We start from the raw sequence: 16,821 nt of genomic DNA on the forward strand, positions 1-16,821 counted from the left end.
TAGCCTTAACCGCCACTAGAGGATTTCGTCATGACCTTTTACCGGACCACCCGGCTTATGCTTTCCGGCGCAGCATTCCTGTCGCTCGCCACCAGCGCATTCGCCCTTGATGGCCAGGATCTGCTGAAGAAGCTCAACGCCGCCTATATCGCCCAGGGCGGCACGCTCGTCGCTGACGGCGTCGATGTCGACGACACGACCGTGACGCTGAAGAACGCAAGCTTCAAGCCTGCGGCCGGCGATGCTCTGAAGATCGGCGACATCACCATGACCGGCGTCGAGGAAGACGAAGACGGCGGCTACTACATCGAGGAAGCAGCCTTCCCCGACATCAATGTCAGCGAAGAAGGCACGACGATCTCCGCCAGCGACATGAAACTCGGCGGCATCTCGATCCCGGCCGATGCAACCGGCGACGGCGTCGATTCCATGCTGCTCTACGAGACGGCCCATACCGGCCCGTTCAAGGTTTCTAAGGACGGCAAGGACATCTTCTCGCTCGGCCAGACCGACATGAACCTGACGCTGCGCGAAGACGAATCCGGCTTCGACTTCGACGGCGCCTTCAAGAACATGAAGGCAGACCTCACCGATGCTCCCGATCCGCAGTACAAGGAAGGGATCGAGAAGCTGGCGCTCGAGCATGTCAACGGCGACATTACGATGAAGGGCGCCTGGGATCTCGGCCCCGGCACGATCGACATTTCCGAATTCGCCTTCGACGTCACCAATGTCGGCCGCCTGAACCTCGCCTTCAAGATCTCCGGCTACACGCCTGCCTTCATGAAGTCGCTGCAGGAAGCCGCCAAGGCTTCGGAAGCCAACCCGAACAAGGAAGAAGCACAGCAGGCTCTCGGCCTCGCAATGCTCGGCCTGCTGCAGCAGCTTTCGTTCAACAGCGCCGAAGTCCGCTTCGACGACGCCTCGATCACCAAGCGCGCGCTTGAATATGCCGGTTCGAAGCAGAACATGACCGGCAAGCAGATGGGCGACGCGCTGAAGGCAATGGCGCCGCTCGCCGTCGCACAGCTCAACGTTCCCGAGCTGCAGAACGCGATCTCGGCCGCCGTCAACACCTATCTCGACGACCCGAAGAACTTCGCTGTCTCGGCAGCACCGGCCCAGGCCGTGCCGTTCCCGACGATCATGGGCGCTGCCATGGGCGCACCGAACACGCTGCCGAACGTTCTCGGCGTGAAGATCACGGCAAACCAGTAAGGTTCAGCCTCGCTGAAACGAAAAGCCCGGCAGCGATGCCGGGCTTTTTTGTTTGTCAGTGCGAGCCGGTGGAGGCCAGTGCAGCATCACCCTTGTCATGCAGGGCGAAGCGGTCGAGCATGTTGGCGCTCGCCTCGTTCAGGCCGCGGACATCGACGGCGATGCCGCGGCGGCGATATTTCAGGACCACCTTGTCGAGCGCGCCGACGGCGGTGATGTCCCAGAAATGCGCGGCGGTGACGTCGATGACGACTGACGTCACCTGCTCCTCGAAGTCGAAGGCAGCGGAGAAGCTTTCCGCCGAGGCGAAGAACACCTGGCCATCGACAAGATAGGTCCGGATACCGGCTTCCGCATCCAGCGACGAGCGGACATGGAACAGCTTGGCGACCTTGCCCGCGAAGAACACACCCGACAAGAGAACGCCGACCAGCACGCCCTTCGAAAGATCATGGGTCGCAACGACGGTGACGACCGTTGCCAGCATGACCAGCGACGACGATGGCGGGTTGCGGCGAATGTCTAGGATCGAGCGCCAGGAGAAGGTGCCGATCGACACCATGATCATGATCGCCACCAGCGCCGCCATCGGCACGACGCGCAGGATATCGTCGAGCACCAGAAGCAGGATCAGAAGGAAGGCACCGGCCACGAAAGTCGACAAACGGCCGCGGCCGCCCGACGCGATATTGATGCCGGACTGGCCGATCATCGCGCAACCACCCATGCCGCCGATCAGGGCCGACGCGATGTTTGCAGCCCCCTGCCCGTAGCATTCGGTGTTCTTGTTGCTCTGGGTATCGGTGAGATCATCGACGATCTGCGCCGTCAGCAGCGATTCCAGCAGGCCGACGGCGGCAAGGCCGATCGAATACGGGAAGATGATCTGCAGCGTCTCGAATGTCAGCGGCACCTGCGGGATCGTGAAAACAGGCAGGCCGGTCGGCAGCTCGCCGAGATCGCTGACCGTGCGGACATCGAGCCCCAGCATGACCGTTGCCGCCGTCAGCACCGCGATCGCCACCAGCGGCGATGGGATGACCTTGGTGATGTAGGGGAAGAGGTAGATGATGAGCAGGGCCGCGGCGATCATCACATAGGTCGTCTGCGGCATGCCGATCAGCTCCGGCAACTGCGCCATGAAGATCAGGATCGCCAGCGAATTGACGAAGCCGGTCATCACCGAGCGCGACACGAAGCGCATCAGCCGCCCGAGTTTCAGCATGCCCGCAATCATCTGCAGGATGCCCATCAGGATCGTGGCAGCGAAGAGATATTGCAGGCCATGCTCGCGCACCAGCGAGCCCATCAGCACCGCGGTTGCAGCCGTCGCCGCCGAGATCATGCCCGGCCGGCCGCCGGCGATGGCGGAGACGCAGGCAATGGCAACCGAGGCGAAAAGCCCGATCTTCGGATCGACGCCGGCAATGACCGAAAAGCCGATGGCCTCCGGGATCAAGGCGAGCGCCACAACGATGCCGGAAAGAATGTCACCACGAATGTTCGAAAACCATTCGCGCTTGTAAGCGGAGAGTTTGTTCATGTCGGATTGTTCACAAGGTTCAGCGCGACCGGACGCAAGTCCGGTTCAACATATTGGAAGATGTTGTGCGTTGTCTGGCGGATCGGCGGCCAGAAGAGCCACCCGGAGTTTCACCGGGTCCGGGGCGAATGGCCGGACTATAAAAGCAGCTTTGGCACTGCGCAATATGAAAAGCCCGGCATATAGCCGGGCTTTTCGAACTCTAGCGAAGGAAAGCTCAGTCCTTCTTGGGCTGCGGCATGACGCGCAGCGACAGTTCCATCAGCTGCTTCGGCGTTGCCGGCGACGGCGCGTTCATCAGGAGGTCCTGCGCCTGCTGGTTCATCGGGAACAGCGTGATTTCGCGCAGGTTCTTGGCGCCGAGCAGCAGCATGACGATGCGGTCGATGCCGAATGCGCAACCACCATGCGGAGGCGCGCCGTACTGGAAGGCGCGGTACATGCCGCCGAAGCGTTCTTCGACATCCGCCTGGCTGAGACCGACCAGTTCGAAGGCCTTGACCATGGCTTCCGGCGACTGGTTACGGATCGAGCCCGAGGCGATTTCGAAGCCGTTGCAGACGGCGTCGTACTGGTAGGCCTTGAGCGACAGCGGCTCCTTGGTCTGCAGTGCCTCGAGACCGCCCTGCGGCATCGAGAAGGGGTTGTGCGCGAAGTCGACCTTCTTGTCTTCCTCGCTCCATTCGTAGAACGGGAAGTCGATGATCCAGCACAGCTCGAACCGGTCGCGGTCAACGAGGTTCAGGTCTTCACCGGCCTTGGTGCGGGCTTCGCCTGCGAACTTGTAGAACTTTGCCGGTTCGCCGGCGACGAAGAAGGCGGCGTCGCCTGCTTCAAGGCCGAGCTGAATGCGCAGGGCTTCGGTGCGCTCTTCGCCGATGTTCTTGGCAAGCGGGCCGGAACCGGCAACCTTGCCGTCCTCTTCCTTCCAGAAGATGTAGCCGAGACCCGGCTGTCCCAACGACTGCGCCCAGGCGTTCATGCGGTCGCAGAATGCGCGGCTACCGCCGGTCTTGGCCGGGATCGCCCAGACTTCGACCTTCGGGTTTGCGGCGATCATGCCCGCGAAAACCTTGAAGCCGGAGCCGTCGAAATGTTCGGTGACGGCCTGCATCTCGATCGGGTTGCGCAGGTCCGGCTTATCGGAGCCGTATTTGCGGATAGCGACGTCATAGGGAATTCGCGGCCATTCCTTGGTGACCGGCTTGCCTTCGGCGAACTGCTCGAACACGTTGGTGATGATCGGGGCCATCGTATCCCAGACATCTTCCTGGGTGACGAAGCTCATTTCGACGTCGAGCTGGTAGAATTCGCCCGGCAGGCGGTCGGCACGCGGATCTTCATCGCGGAAGCACGGCGCGATCTGGAAGTAGCGGTCGAAACCGGCAACCATCAGCAGCTGCTTGTACTGCTGCGGCGCCTGCGGCAGCGCGAAGAAGGTGCCGGGATGGATACGGCTCGGAACGAGGAAGTCGCGCGCGCCTTCCGGCGAGGATGCCGTCAGGATCGGCGTCGTGTACTCGCCGAAGCCGGCCGAGGCCATGCGGTTGCGGATATCCGAGATGATCTGCGTGCGCTTGACGATGTTCTTGTGCAGCGTTTCGCGGCGCAGGTCGAGGAAGCGGTACTTGAGGCGAACGTCTTCAGGATAATCGGGCTCGCCGAAGATCGGCAGCGGCAGTTCCTTGGCAGCGGCCAGAACTTCGATTTCCTGGGCGTAGAGTTCGATCTCGCCGGTTGCCATGTTCTTGTTGACGGTGTCTTCCGTACGGGCCTTCACGAGACCGTCGATGCGGATGACCCACTCGCCGCGAACGGCTTCGGCGGTCTTGAAGGCCGGAGAATCCGGATCGGCAACGACCTGGGTGATGCCATAATGGTCGCGAAGATCGATGAAGAGAACGCCGCCATGGTCACGAACGCGGTGAACCCAACCGGAAATCCGGACGGTCGAGCCGACGTCCGACTTGCGGAGGGCGGCACAGGTGTGGCTGCGGTAGCGATGCATAATCTCTATTCCCGATGTCTGCTGAGACGGCTGCAAGGGCAAATTTCCACCCTCAAGCGCCGACAAGAAAATCGGGCGGACAAGCGCATGGACGGTCTGATTTGTCAAGACTTGGCGCGAGAGCGGGCCGGTTTCACGGCGGTTTATTGCCACCGCCACTGCGGCAGTTTGGCCGGTATTTGCTTATTGATGAAACCGCCAGTCAACTTTAAAGATGGCGCATATCAGCTGCCGGAGCCTCGCATGCCCCTCCTCACCCGCCGAAATCTGCTCAAAGCCTCAGCCGTCGCCGGTGCTTACGGCGTCGGGATCGGTGTCGCCGGGAAGTTCGGCTTTGCCGAGGCCGCACCCGAGCCGCAGCTGTTGAAGGCGGTGAAGACCGAGGCCGTACTGACGGAATTCGGCCCGACCAAGGATATCATGACGTGGGGCGACCAGGGCGTGCCGCCAGTATTGCGCATGCAGCGCGGCAAGCCCTATGCGGCGCGCTTGACGAACACTCTCGACGAACCGACGACGATCCACTGGCATGGGCTGCGCATCGACAACAGGATGGACGGCGTGCCGTTCATGACGCAGCCCTACGTCTATACCAACGACAGCTTCGACTATAATTTCACGCCGCCGGATGCCGGCACCTTCTGGTATCACCCGCATTGCAACACGCTGACGCAGATGGGTCACGGCATGACCGGCGTCATCGTCGTCGAGGACGCGGCCGATCCTCTCTTCGATGCGGAAGTGGTGCTCAACCTGCGCGACTGGCGGCTTGGCGGCGACGGGCAGTTCATCGCCCCCTTCCGGCCGCGCGATGCGGCGAAAACCGGCACCTACGGCACGGTGCGCACCGCCAACTGGCATCAGGAGCCGCAATATGACGCGCCGGCCGGCGGGCTGGTGCGGCTGCGCATCGCGATCACCGATGTCACCCGCATCTATTCGCTGAAGATGGAAGGCGGCGAGGCCACCGTCATCGCCATCGACGGCAATCCGGTCCCGAAGCGCTTTCCGCTCGAGCTTCTGCAGCTCGGCCCGGCCAGCGTCTGGACCTCGCCGTGCGCATGCCCGACAGCGAAGGCGCGGTCGCGACGCTCGAAGACATCCGCGGCACGACGCCAAAGACGCTCGCGAAGCTGCGCGCCACCGGCCAGTCGCTGAAGCGCGACGTCGCCGATCTAGGCGGGATTGCCGCCAATCCGGTGCCGGAGGCCGATCTTTCCTCGGCGGAAAAGATCCCACTGATACTGAGCGCCACCGCCGAGAACGCGCCCGTCGACAGCATCTGCGGCACGCTGGGCTACAGCTTCTGGGCCATCAACAAGGTGCCGTGGCCGGGCGATACCGCCGATCCGACGGCGCCGCTCGCAGAACTCAAGCAGGGCAAGAGCTACATCTTCCAGCTTGAGAACGTCACCCCTCACCTGCACCCGATCCATCTGCACGGCATGAGCTTCAAGGTCATCTCGTCCTCAACGCGCGAAGTCATGCCTGTTATCTCCGACACCTACCTGATCCAGCCAGACGAAAAGGTGCAGCTCGCCTTCGTCGCCGACAATCCCGGCGACTGGCTGCTGCATTGCCATATCATCGAGCATCAGAAGACGGGCATGACGAGCTACGTCAGGGTTGCTTAGGGCGATTGCACGATGAGCGCATAGATTGTATCAAGGTGTAAGAAACACCTTTCGAGCAATCCAGTATGAGCCTTGTAGAAAACGAGCGAACCAAACTTACCGCGACCTTCCTCAATGGCATTGCCATTGCCGTCTTCGCGGTCGGCTCCTTTGCTCCGACGATTGCAAGCCTCGGCGCAACCGGGACGACCTCGACAACCATCCGCATGATCGCCGTTATTTGTCTTCTGGCCTCGGGTGCATTACATTTGACGGCAAGAGGCACACTGAGAGGATTGAGAAATGACAACTGATCAGTTCATCAATTTTCTGATCATGCCTGTAGGCGGGCTGATCTTCGGCCTCATTGCGCTCTATGCCACGCGCAACAAGCGCGGCAAGGATGAAATGCGTCCCGGCAAATAGCGGCTTCTGCGCAACACGCACCGGTTCAACGTATTGACATATCTCTTCGAAAGGAGAAGGAAGGTTAACCGACCTTTTTCCTTGTGAATGAATTGATATGATCGAAACCACCGCCGATTTGGCGGCCGCGTGCAAAGAGCTGGCCAAGTCTGACTTCATCACGATCGACACCGAGTTTCTGCGTGAAACGACCTTCTGGCCGGAGCTTTGCCTGATCCAGATGGCGAGCCCGACGACAGAAGTCATCGTCGATCCGTTGGCGAAGGGCATCGATCTGACGCCATTCTTCGAGTTGATGGCGAACACCGCCGTCCTCAAGGTTTTTCACGCCGCGCGGCAGGATATCGAAATCATCTTCAACCGTGGCGGGCTGATCCCGCATCCGATCTTCGACACGCAGGTCGCCGCCATGGTCTGCGGCTTCGGCGACAGCGTCTCCTACGACCAGCTGGTCAGCCGCACCAAGGGCGTGCAGATCGACAAGTCGTCGCGCTTCACCGACTGGAGCCGCCGCCCGCTTTCCGAAAAGCAGCTCGATTACGCGCTGGCCGACGTCACGCATCTGCGCGACGTCTATCTCTATCTCAAGGACGAGCTCGCCCGCGAAGGCCGCTCCTCCTGGCTTTCCGAGGAGATGGACATCCTCGAAGCGCGCGAGACCTACGATCTCCACCCTGACGATGCCTGGCAGCGCCTGAAGATGCGCCTGCGCAAGCCGCAGGAACTGGCGATCCTGAAATATGTTGCCGCTTGGCGTGAACGCGAGGCGCGTTCGCGCAACGTGCCGCGCTCGCGCGTATTGAAGGACGACGCGATCTACGAGATCGCCCAGCAGCAACCGAAGGATACGGAAGCGCTCGGACGTCTCAGGACGATTCCGAAGGGCTGGGAGCGTTCGTCCTCCGGCGCTGCGGTCCTCGAAGCCGTCAACGAAGCACTGGCGCTGCCGAAGGCCGACATGCCGCATGTGCCGCGTCACACGCAAGCGCCGGAAGGTGCAGCCGCCGCGGTCGAGCTCCTCAAGGTCCTGCTGAAGCTGATCTCCGAAAAGCATGGCGTGGCGCCAAAAGTCATCGCCAACAGCGAAGATCTCGACAAGATTGCTGCCGAAGGCGAGAAGGCCGAGGTTTCGGCGTTGCACGGCTGGCGCCGCGAGCTGTTCGGCGAGCCTGCGCTGCAGCTCATCAAGGGCGAAATCGCGCTGCGCTTTGCCGGGCGCAAGGTCGATACCGTCCTTCTCTAAATTGCCCGCCTTCGAAATGCCTTGACCGGCGACTACATCGCCGGACACTATCAGGCAAATCAAGGCGATGGCGCATGCGGGAAATTTCTCCGGTCCAGAACTGGCTGCTTTTGACGCTGGTCATGGCTGGCAGCGGCGTGCTCTACGACGTGCTGTTTTACGGCGACAGCCGGCCGTTCATCGGCGCCACCTTTGCCCTGTTCATCGGCATGCCGATCCTCGCCTTCGAGCGCAAGGCGATCCTGCGCGGGCTGTCGCGGCGCATCCAGAAGCTGCCGACGTTCACCTATTTCCTGGCGCAGCTTTTCATCTACGAAGTGCTGATGAGCGCCGGCTTTGCCGTTGCCGGCGTTCTCCTGCGCGCCGTCGGCGCCATCCAGCCGACCTCGTGGATCGAGGCCACCATCCTGCCGTTCAACGTCTTCATGTATGCGCTCGTCGTCTGCGCGGCGATCATCTTCGTCGTGCGGGTGCGCGAGTTGCTTGGGCGAGACGTGTTCCTGGCGATGCTGACCAGCCGCTACCGCAATCCGGTCAGCGAGGAGCGCATCTTCCTGTTCGTCGATCTCGTCGATTCCACGCCCTTCGCCGAGAAGCATGGCGACCTGCGTGCCCAGCAGATGTTGAATTCGCTGTTTGCCGCCTTTGCCGAACCGGTGCGCCGCAACAGGGGCACGATCGACGATTACGTCGGCGATTCCGCCATCATCACCTGGCCGCTTGCCCGCGGCATGAAGAATGGCCGCTGCGTGCGCTGCGTCTTCGATATCCTGAACGCGATCGAGAAAGAGGCGCCAAGCTGGCTGAAGCAGTATGGGCAGGTGCCGCGGCTGCGCGCAGCGCTCCACGGCGGTTTCGTCATCACTGCGGAAATCGGCGTCGATCACCACAAGATCACCTATTTCGGCGACACGGTGAACACGACCTCGCGGCTTGAATCGCTCTGCAAGACGCTGAACCGGCCGATCCTCATTTCCAGCGAGCTCGCCAACCGGATGACGCTGCCCGACTTCGTCAATGCCGAGGATCTCGGCATGCACGCACTGAAGGGCCGCGGCCAGGGGCTTGGCGTCATGGCGCTCGCCCAGGCCATCCCGGCCTCTGCACAGTCACCAAAGCTTCACTCAACCGTCAATTCGGCGACATAGATCGGCTGCTAATCGGGACCGCCACTTCATTTTTTGGGGGTCTCCATGAAAAAAGCTCTTTTCGCTTCCGTTTCCTTGTTTCTTTTGATTGCGACGTCCGCTTCGGCCGACCAGCAGGAATTTACCGCCACTCTTGCTGGACAGGCGATCCTGCCTGCCAACACGATGACGCCGGCTCCTGCCGATGCCCCTGAATTTCTCAAGCATTCCGGCAAGTTCACCACGTCGGATCGCAAGCGCACCGAGGCGCTCGGCACCGTGCCGGGCAAGGACGGCGCCCGCGTGACCGATATCAAGCTGCCGTTCGACGGCCAGCCGATCCAGGGCTTCTCCGGCATCAAGACGATGCCCGACGGCACCTTCTGGACCCTCTCGGACAACGGCTTCGGCTCAAAGTTCACCTCGTCGGACTCGATGCTCTTCCTGCACCGGATGAAGTTCGACTGGGCGACGAACAAGGCTGACGTCGTCGAGAACCTGTTCCTCTCCGATCCCAACAAGATCGCCCCCTTCCCGATCGTCATGGAAGGCTCGGACAAGCGGTACCTGACCGGCGCCGATTTCGACATCGAATCCGTGCAGCCGGTCGCCGACGGTTTCTGGCTCGGCGACGAGTTCGGTCCTTACCTCCTGAAGTTCGACACCAAGGGTCAGCTCACCGACGTCATTCCGACGACCGTCGACGGCAAGCCGGTCATCTCGCCCGACAACGCGCTGATCCAGCTGCCGGGCACGCCGGTCGGCAAGAACCCGGTCTTCAACCTGAAGCGCTCCGGCGGTTTCGAAGGTCTCGCCATGTCGAAGGACGGCAGCAAGCTTTACGGCCTGCTCGAAGGCGCGCTCTATCAGGACGACGGCAAGATGGAGACGGTTGACGGCCACACGGCGATCCGCGTCATCGAGTTCGACGTCGCCTCGAAGAAGTGGACCGGCCGTAGCTGGTTCTACCCGTTCGAAGACAAGGGCGCCTCGATCGGCGACTTCAACATGCTGGACGAAACGACCGCGCTCGTCATCGAACGCGACAACGGCGCCGGCACGAAGGACAAGGCCTGCGCCGATCCGAAGCAGCCGAAGCCGGATTGCTTCGAGGCTCCGGCCGAGCTGAAGCGCGTCTACAAGATCGAGTTCAACGATGCCAACGCAGGCAAGGCCGTCCGCAAGATCGGCTATATCGACCTGCTCAACATCAAGGACCCCGACAACAAGAAGAAGGCCGGCAGCAAGGATGGCGTCTACGACATGCCGTTCGTAACGATCGAGAATGTCGATCGCGTCGATGCCACGCATATCATCATCGGCAACGACAACAACCTGCCCTTCTCGGCCGGCCGCGCCGTCGACAAGGCCGACAACAACGAGTTCAGCCTGCTCGAAGTCGGCGACTTCCTGAACGCCAAGTAAGCGCCGGATCCGGCTTGCAAAACGGGGAGCGTCCGGCCATGGCCGGGCGCTTCTTTTTGTATTGGGCGATATCATTGCGCTGCCGCCGGAATCGCGTAGTGATGCGCGGGCATCCCGCGAAAATTGCTCTTTGCTTGGTCAAGACAATGAAGTTGCAGAGGCTGATCGTCACCGGTGCAAATGGGACCGGCAAGAGCCACTTTGCCAGAGAGCTGGCGGCGGCACGTCCTGACATTCCCCTCATTTCCTATGATGCCATCAAACTTACCAGCGAGTGGAAACGCCGCCCGCAATCCGAAATCGCGGCAGCGCTTTCAGATGTCATTCAGGGCCGCAGCTGGATTCTGGAAGGCGGCCCAAGCCTGCTGCCTCAAGCCATCAAATACGCCGACGGCGTCATGTGGCTAGATCCTCCTGAATGGCTGAGAGCCTGGCGCCTGTTTGCACGGCCCCTCCGCAATCTCGGAAAGACGCGACCGGAGCTTCCCGATGGCAATGTCGATTGGCCGTGGCAGCAATACGGATTTGCGATACGAAGCCTGCGAAATCGCACCAGATTTCAAAGTGATATCACCGCTCAGCTCGCCGCCGCGAGCGCTTTGCGCGTCTGGCGCATCAGAAGCGCGACGGAGGGCGCGTCAGCGATTGCCGAATGGCGACGCACTGTGGCTTAGGATCAGATAACGAGCGGCATCGAACCCGCATCTCCACGCGATCCATGTGATGACAGAGCCCCTCCCGGGCGATACCTTGCCCGCCAGCTCAAGGGTATCCTCATGGCAAGGAAGCGCGATCGCGAGGTGAAGTCCTGGTACGAGGCCCCGGCGCCGGCGATCTGTCCGCTCTGCGGGCGCGTCGTGCCGGAGGATCAGCGTGACGAGCATCATCTGGTGCCGAAGAGCCGCGGCGGGCGTGAGACGCAGGTGCTGCACCGCATCTGCCACCGCCAGATCCATGCGCTGTTCTCGGAAGCGGAGCTGGAGAAATCCTATCCGACGATCCCGCAGCTGCTGGAACATCCGGCCATCCGGAAATTCGTCGCCTGGGTGCGCAAGAAGCCGCCGGGCTTCTACGACGGGACGCGGAAAAGCGGTCTGCGGCGGTGATCGCGCGGCGTCACATCTTGACGCCCGGCAATGCCGCCGCCTGCCTGATCCATGCGGCAAACTGCGCCTCATCCATCGCGTCTGTCTCGCGGATATCGAGATAGCGGACCTCGGCCTGTTTCGATTGTCCGGGCGGGATGGGGTCGAGCAAGCCGCCCTGGAAGAAGGAGACCTTCACGTATTTCTCGAAGCAGTGGAGGCCCAGAAACCAGGTCTTCTCGCCTGCCCCATAAAGCGGCGAGTTCCATTTGACCGCCTTGCGCACGCCAGGAAGGGCCTGCTGCACCAGCCGATCAATATTGCGGCAGACCTCCTGCTTCCAGCCGGGCACGGCGTCGATATAGGCCTGGACCGGAGCGTCGCCCTCCCCTTCGGCATCTGCGGGTTGCCGCCCGCCAGCAGTTTCGGCTTTTCCAACGGTGTCCTCCTTCCGTTTCAGTGAAGGAGCCTAGCAGAAGGCGGGCTCTCTGTCCGCCTTCTGCCGGCCGTGTCAGGCGGGCATCGGCTCGCGCTTGGCGAGCTTCAGGCCGAGAACCAGCGGAATGCCGACCGCATAGAGCGCCACGACCGAGAGCCAGATGGCGCCCGGCCAGGCATCGCGCACGACGAAATAGAAGCTCGAAAAGCCGAGCGGCGCGATGATCGAGGCAAGGCTGACGACGGAGGCGAGCACGCCCTGGAACTGGCCCTGCTGGTCTTCGCCGACCTGGCGGGTCGCCAGTGACTGCAGCGCGGGAACGCCGATGCCGCCGAGGGCAAAGAGCGGCATGATCGCAAAGATCATCCAGCCCTCGGTCGCAAAGGCCATGACGGCAAGCGCGATACAGACGGCGCCGACGCCGGTGAGGATGGCCGTGCGCTCGCCGAGCAGCTTGACGGCAGGCCCCGGCAGGAAAGCCTGCGACAAGGTCTGGCAGATGCCGAAGGTGCCGAGCGAAAGCCCGATCCAGAGGCCGTTCCAGTGGAAGGCATCGCTGCCCCAGAGCGCCCAGCAGGTGCCGTAGGCTTCGCCGGTGCCGCTGAAGACAAAGAAGATCAGGATCACCGGCAACAGGCTCTTCATCGAGAAGATCCAGCGCAGCGGCCGCAACGGATTGAGCGCGGCAAGATCGATCCTCTCGCGGCTCGGCTTGCGCGTTTCCGGCAGCACGGCGAATGCCAGCAGGAGATTGGCAGCGTTCAGCACTGCCGCGGCGATGAAGGGCAGCCGCAGCCAATAGTCCCGAGCGCGCCGCCAAGGACGGGGCCGATGATGAAACCGATGCCGAACATGGCGTTCAGCAGGCCGAAGCGTCTGGCGCGCATCTCGGGCGGCGAGATGTCGGTGACATAGGCGGTGGCGACGGAGACATTGGCGCTCGTCAGCCCGGCAATGGCGCGGCCGATCAGAAGCATCCAGAGATTGGGAGCGAAGGCGAGTACCAGATAGTTGATGGCCGCTCCGCCAAGGGAGATCAGCAGAACCGGGCGGCGGCCGAGCCGGTCGCTCAGCGCACCGAGCACCGGCGCGAAGACGAACTGCATGGCCGCATAAAGCGCGGTCATGATGCCGATATACTGGGCCACCTTATCGGCATGGGTGACCTCCTGCAGCAGCGAGGGGAGAATGGGGAAGATGAGGCCAATGCCGCCGGCATCGAGGACAATGGCGGTAAAGATAACAACAAGCGGTCTGTTCATGGCGCGATCCTATCGACGCAAACGCGCGGCGCGCACGCCGGGAGCTTGCGATTGGAGGCCTGACGAGGTCAGGCATTACAGGTTTGGGAAACGCTGGCCGAACCATGCGCATAGCGGGCATGGCTGACTTGTACTCGGCCGCCTGGACGACAATTCGTCCACCTGTTTACTCACGCCGATGGCGGATCAAGGGAAGCAGCCGCTTTTCGCGACCGGGATGATGTACACCCGGCCGCGGGCCGCGGCAAGCCCTTCGCCATTCAGTTGACCGCTTCGCCTTCGCGGAAGACGAGCTCGAGGAGGATGCCGCCCGGCGTGCGGACGAAAAGGCGGCGCTCGCCGAGATCCGGCAGATCCATGGTGGAATAGGGTATGGCTGCGGTGTCGAGCTTCCGGCGATGGGCGTCATAGCCTTCCAGCCGGAAGCCGACATGGTCGATCGTCTCCGCATTGCGGCCAACGGCGGCGCCGCCACCCGGGATCAGGTGAACGACGGGTTCGCCGCCGCTATAGAGCCAGTAGCCGGGGAAGCCGAAATCGGGTCGGCTTCCCGTGGTCAGGCCGAGCAGGTCTTCGAGAAAACGCCTGGTCGCCTCCAGATCGGCAGTGCGTAGCGTAACGTGATCTATGAGCATGGCATCACCCGATCACGCCGCCGCCATCGACGCGGACGGTCGAGCCAGTTGCGAAAGGCGTCGTCATCAGGAACAAGACGGCATTGGCGATATCGGAAGGCTTGCCCACCGTCTTTGCCGGCAGCGAGCCCGCGACACGCTCGAACATCGCGTTGCGGTTCGTCTCGTCCATCTTCGACCAGAGCGGCGTATCTATCAGGCCTGGCGAGACGGTGTTGACACGCGCCGGGGAGAGTTCGAGCGCGAGGCCCCGGGCCAGCGATTCCAGCGCCGCATTGATGGCGCCCTGAAGCACAGAGGATGCCGAGGGGCGCTCGCTCAGAAAGCCGGAAATGAAGGTCAGCGAGCCGCGTTCGGCAAGCTTTGCTGCCCGGGCGATGCGATAGGCGCCCCAGAACTTGCTCTCCATGGCGCGCTTGGCGTCGTCGAGCGAAAGCTTGCGCACCGGGCCGGAGGGCGTTTGCGCCGCCGAGATGACGATGTGGTCCCATGCTTCGTTTGCCGCGAAGAAGGCGTCGATCCCGGCCTCATCGGCGGTGTCGATGGCGGCGGTGCGCACGCCCTGCCCGATCCGGCTGGCGGCTTCGGCAAGCTTGTCTGCCGAGCGGGATGCGATCGTGACTGCGGCACCGGCGGCGGCGGCCTGCTCTGCAACGGCCAGACCGATACCGGAACTGCCGCCGACCACGAGAACGCGTTGATTTGCAAGGGATGTCATCTGCTGCTCTCCTCTTTGCGGCAACCGTGCCGCCGTTTCGATGAGGGGACAATAGTCCGGCGCCTCTCTTGCCGGAACGGAGATTGTCGTCGACTGTCTCTTGCGATATTAGCAATAATATGAGCGACAATTTTCTCGACATGCTGGTCTTCGTGCGCGTCGTGCAGGCGGGAGGCCTCTCCGCTGCGGCACGCGAGCTGAACTTCTCGCTGACCGTCGTCAGCCGCAAGCTGTCTCGGCTTGAGGAGAGGCTCGGGGTGCGGCTGGTCAACCGGACGACGCGCTCGCTGGCGCTGACGGAAGAAGGCGCACGCTTCTACGAACGCTGCGTGCAGATCCTCGCCGAGATCGACGATGCCGAGACGGAAGCGTCGAGCGGACGGGATACGGCAAGCGGGCTTCTCAAGGTCACGTCGACCTTTGCCTTCGGCTGCCGCTGGCTGGCGCCGATCCTCAAGGAATTCCAGGAGGCGCATCCGGAGCTTCTGGTGCATCTCGATACCGATGACGGCGTCGTCAATATCGTCGAGGAAGGCTACGACCTTGCCGTGCGCTTCGGGGCGCTTTCGGATTCCAGCCTGATCGCCCGGCAGATCGCCCCGAACCGCCGCGTCATCTGCGCCTCCCCCACCTATCTCGACCGCCGCGGGCGGCCCACGGCGATCGACGACCTGCCCGGCCATGACGTGATCGCCTTCGGCGAGCCGCCCAACACGCACTGGGTCTTTGCCGACGGGCGCAGCGCGAATGTCCGGTCCAAGCTGACGACGAACAATGGCGAGCTCGCGCATCGCTGGGCACTAGCCGGCGCCGGGCTGGTGCTGAAATCGATCTGGGATGTGCGCGACGATATCGATAGCGGCAAACTCGAAATCGTGCTGCCGGAGGCGAGGCTCGCGGCAGCGCCGATCCACGTCGTCTTCCCTCACAGCCGCTTGGCGGCGGCGAAGGTCCGGCTGTGCATCGACTTCCTGTCGCAGCGGCTGCGCAAGACCGCCGTTGCCGAGACAGCGCTATGACCAAGTGGCGGGCTCATGTAATGAGTTCAGCTCCAGATAGGGGAAAGCGCCGTTGAGCCAGCGAATTTCCGATTTCGACGCCAGCCTGCTGATGACATTCGACACGCTTCTGAAGGAGCCGAATGTCACGCGGGCGGCGGCGCGGCTGAACATCAGCCAGTCCGCCCTCTCCGCCCGCCTGAACCGGCTCCGGCATCTGCTCAACGATCCGCTGTTCATCCCCTCCGTCTCCGGCCGCGGAATGACGCCGACGCCTCATGCCGTCGCCCTTCAGCCGGAACTCACCCGGCTGCTGGAGCGCTTCGAGGATTTCGTCAACACCGCCCATCTCTTCGATCCGGCAACGAGCAAGCGGGTTTTCCGGATCGCCGCGACCGATAATCCCGCCGCCATCCTGGCGCCCGATCTCATTCCGCTGATCAAGGCGCATGCGCCCGAGGTCAGGATCGCCTTCACCCTGCCCGACAAATCGAAGATCGCCGGGCTGTTGGAACAGGGCGAAATCGATCTCTTCGTCGGCGCGGCGGAAGACGGATCGAATGAGCTGATATCGAGCACGCTCTTCGAAGAGAAGTTCATGACCGCCCAGAGGCGCGGCCATCCCAGGGGAATGCGGGAGCTGACGCTCGACGAATTCTGTGCCCTCGACCATATGCTGATCTCCACCAGCGGCGGGCATTTCACCGGCATGATCGACAATGCGCTGGCCGAGACCGGCCGCGAGCGGCGGGTGTCCGTATCGGTGCAGAGCTATGCGATGGCGCCGCTGGTGCTGGCGAGCACCGACTGCATCTGCACATTGCCGCTTCGCTTCCTGCAGCGCTTCACCGATACGCTCGATCTGTTCGAGCCGCCGGTGGCGCTCTCGCCGTTCAGCATCAATCTGTTCTGGCACCCGCGCATGCGCGCCGATCCGGCGCATAGCTGGCTCAGGAAGATGGTGATGAGCGCCTCACGGCCAGCCAAGAGCTGAACCCGGCGGCAGGCGGAGATATCGATCGGCGCGCTAGGTGCGATCCACAGGATCGATTGGTCAACATACTCACGCATCGGCATGGTC

15 protein-coding genes, 2 pseudogenes and 1 other annotated feature are annotated in these 16,821 nt (G+C 62.5%); of the genes and pseudogenes, 11 read left to right on the plus strand and 6 right to left on the minus strand.

Going from position 1 to position 16,821, the window contains the following annotated elements; translation table 11 throughout:
* The first annotated feature begins 30 nt into the window (after positions 1–30).
* The gene (locus F2982_RS02560; protein ID WP_199628804.1) at positions 31–1,218 is read left to right on the plus strand and encodes a hypothetical protein; all 1,188 of its coding nucleotides are present in this window, start codon (positions 31–33) and stop codon (positions 1,216–1,218) included.
* Positions 1,219–1,273: 55 nt separating this feature from the next.
* Here the strand turns inward: F2982_RS02560 and F2982_RS02565 are convergent, their stop codons facing one another.
* Positions 1,274–2,761: a SulP family inorganic anion transporter gene (locus F2982_RS02565; protein ID WP_203429137.1), complete on the minus strand. Its 1,488-nt coding sequence runs from the start codon at positions 2,759–2,761 to the stop codon at positions 1,274–1,276.
* 68 nt (positions 2,762–2,829) lie between these two features.
* Positions 2,830–2,885 (minus strand) — a sequence feature (sul1 is cis-regulatory element that is thought to sense ions involved in sulfur or methionine metabolism; They are found in Alphaproteobacteria).
* 93 nt (positions 2,886–2,978) lie between these two features.
* Positions 2,979–4,769, minus strand: coding sequence for an aspartate--tRNA ligase (aspS, locus tag F2982_RS02570; protein ID WP_203429138.1), 1,791 nt, complete (start codon positions 4,767–4,769; stop codon positions 2,979–2,981).
* Between the two features lie 243 nt (positions 4,770–5,012).
* Here aspS and F2982_RS02575 point away from each other — a divergent pair.
* The 8 genes and pseudogenes from F2982_RS02575 (at position 5,013) to F2982_RS02605 (ending at position 11,709) form a co-directional block, all read left to right on the plus strand.
* Positions 5,013–6,403, plus strand: a pseudogene (locus tag F2982_RS02575) (multicopper oxidase family protein).
* Positions 6,404–6,468: 65 nt separating this feature from the next.
* Positions 6,469–6,696 carry an amino acid transporter gene (locus F2982_RS02580; RefSeq protein WP_112718776.1) on the plus strand — a complete coding sequence of 76 codons (228 nt, stop codon included), beginning with the start codon at positions 6,469–6,471 and terminating at the stop codon, positions 6,694–6,696.
* Positions 6,686–6,808 carry a hypothetical protein gene (locus tag F2982_RS32005; protein ID WP_281438208.1) on the plus strand — a complete coding sequence of 41 codons (123 nt, stop codon included), beginning with the start codon at positions 6,686–6,688 and terminating at the stop codon, positions 6,806–6,808. The genes F2982_RS02580 and F2982_RS32005 overlap by 11 nt, the downstream gene beginning before the upstream one ends.
* A gap of 97 nt (positions 6,809–6,905) precedes the next feature.
* Positions 6,906–8,051 carry a ribonuclease D gene (gene rnd, locus F2982_RS02585; RefSeq protein WP_203429139.1) on the plus strand — a complete coding sequence of 382 codons (1,146 nt, stop codon included), beginning with the start codon at positions 6,906–6,908 and terminating at the stop codon, positions 8,049–8,051.
* A gap of 74 nt (positions 8,052–8,125) precedes the next feature.
* On the plus strand, positions 8,126–9,199 hold the full coding sequence (locus tag F2982_RS02590) for an adenylate/guanylate cyclase domain-containing protein (RefSeq protein WP_112718778.1): 1,074 nt from the start codon (positions 8,126–8,128) through the stop codon (positions 9,197–9,199).
* A 45-nt stretch (positions 9,200–9,244) separates the two neighbouring features.
* The gene (locus tag F2982_RS02595; RefSeq protein ID WP_203429140.1) at positions 9,245–10,603 is read left to right on the plus strand and encodes an esterase-like activity of phytase family protein; all 1,359 of its coding nucleotides are present in this window, start codon (positions 9,245–9,247) and stop codon (positions 10,601–10,603) included.
* Positions 10,604–10,641: 38 nt separating this feature from the next.
* Positions 10,642–11,277: a DNA topology modulation protein FlaR gene (locus tag F2982_RS02600; protein ID WP_246777497.1), complete on the plus strand. Its 636-nt coding sequence runs from the start codon at positions 10,642–10,644 to the stop codon at positions 11,275–11,277.
* Positions 11,278–11,379: 102 nt separating this feature from the next.
* A complete protein-coding gene (locus tag F2982_RS02605) occupies positions 11,380–11,709 on the plus strand; it encodes an HNH endonuclease (protein ID WP_130282736.1) in 330 nt (109 codons plus the stop codon).
* 10 nt (positions 11,710–11,719) lie between these two features.
* Here F2982_RS02605 and F2982_RS02610 read toward each other — a convergent pair whose 3' ends face one another.
* From F2982_RS02610 to F2982_RS02625, 4 genes and pseudogenes are all read right to left on the minus strand, one after another.
* Positions 11,720–11,995, minus strand: a complete 276-nt coding sequence (locus F2982_RS02610) for a DUF1801 domain-containing protein (RefSeq protein WP_348652511.1) — start codon at positions 11,993–11,995, stop codon at positions 11,720–11,722.
* 204 nt (positions 11,996–12,199) lie between these two features.
* Positions 12,200–13,389: pseudogene (locus F2982_RS02615) on the minus strand (TCR/Tet family MFS transporter).
* A 260-nt stretch (positions 13,390–13,649) separates the two neighbouring features.
* Positions 13,650–14,024 (minus strand): VOC family protein, encoded by a 375-nt coding sequence (locus tag F2982_RS02620; RefSeq protein WP_203429141.1) that lies wholly within the window; start codon positions 14,022–14,024, stop codon positions 13,650–13,652.
* Positions 14,025–14,028: 4 nt separating this feature from the next.
* Positions 14,029–14,742, minus strand: a complete 714-nt coding sequence (locus F2982_RS02625) for an SDR family oxidoreductase (RefSeq protein ID WP_203429142.1) — start codon at positions 14,740–14,742, stop codon at positions 14,029–14,031.
* Between the two features lie 119 nt (positions 14,743–14,861).
* Between F2982_RS02625 and F2982_RS02630 the strand changes: the two genes are divergently transcribed.
* Positions 14,862–15,761, plus strand: a complete 900-nt coding sequence (locus F2982_RS02630; protein WP_203429143.1) for a LysR family transcriptional regulator — start codon at positions 14,862–14,864, stop codon at positions 15,759–15,761.
* A 52-nt stretch (positions 15,762–15,813) separates the two neighbouring features.
* Positions 15,814–16,734, plus strand: a complete 921-nt coding sequence (locus F2982_RS02635) for a LysR family transcriptional regulator (RefSeq protein ID WP_246777498.1) — start codon at positions 15,814–15,816, stop codon at positions 16,732–16,734.
* Positions 16,735–16,821: the final 87 nt, after the last annotated feature.

The organism is Rhizobium sp. BG4 (assembly GCF_016864575.1).
In the GTDB taxonomy this organism is placed as follows: Bacteria; Pseudomonadota; Alphaproteobacteria; order Rhizobiales; family Rhizobiaceae; genus Rhizobium.